We start from the raw sequence: 868 nt of genomic DNA, 5'->3' as shown, positions 1-868 counted from the left end.
GGGCACATTCTGCGCCGGACCGTACTTATCTGCCGGGCGGTACTCGCCGTCAGGTGCCTTCGAACCGTCCGAATAGCCGCGAACAGTAGACGGGGTGGCTGTAGCAGACGTAGTTTCACTCGGCGCAGCAGGTAGGGTGTCGGTTGTAGTCGAAGAGGCACCCGCTTCGTTAGTGGCCTGCTGACCACATGCCGCAAGCAGACCGGATGCACCGAACAACGTAACGCCGCCCAACAACGCGCGGCGATTAAGAACAAAAGAAGACACAGAAATTCCTATCATCAGAAATACAAAACTCTAGAATTTTGAAATGCACTAATTCTCAGCGCATTATCCATCTACCTGTTCGCAACCAACGATCTTCCATGAAGAATCGGAGTACTTAAACTCAAACTTCCACGTATCGTTATCCTTCTGGATATTGACGTCTCTGTGCCACTCGCCAGTAGGCTCCACAAGAGTTATATAATTCCACTCGCGATATGCCTTCCAAAAATAGGTTTCCCCATCCTCAGACCACGGATTTCCATCAGCAACATAGTTGTCAATGCCATCAATAATCCAACCACCGCGCTTATACAAATCCTCAAAGCTCTTATACCCTTCCAGTTCCTCCGTAAAATCACTGGAAATATACTTCCGAGATTCCGTAAAATCGCCTACCTGAATTCCATAATTAGTCCATTTAACCCAAGCGTCCATCGTCTTACGGATACCTTCAATAGACTTCTCACGATAGCCCTCTTCAGGAGCATTAGGCTTCGGCACATTCTGAGCGGGGCCGTAGCCATCGGCTTTACGGTATTCCCCATCCGGCGCCTTTGATCCGCCCGAGTAGCCGCGGACAGTAGACGGAGTAGCACTCGCC

General features: G+C 50.2%; 1 protein-coding gene and 1 pseudogene. Both read right to left on the bottom strand.

Annotated features, from left to right (window positions below; translation table 11 throughout):
• Positions 1-267: pseudogene (locus HMPREF2842_RS09095) on the bottom strand (DUF6318 family protein); the annotation flags it as partial.
• A gap of 63 nt (positions 268-330) precedes the next feature.
• Positions 331-868, bottom strand: a 538-nt coding sequence (locus tag HMPREF2842_RS05885; RefSeq protein ID WP_070643290.1) for a DUF6318 family protein, incomplete at its 5' end; no start/stop codon positions are given.

It is taken from the genome of Rothia sp. HMSC069C10 (genome assembly GCF_001812205.1).
Classification (GTDB): domain Bacteria; phylum Actinomycetota; class Actinomycetes; order Actinomycetales; family Micrococcaceae; genus Rothia; species Rothia mucilaginosa.
The sequence above is the reverse complement of the archived record's forward strand: the minus strand, read 5'-3'. Positions and strand labels throughout refer to the sequence as shown.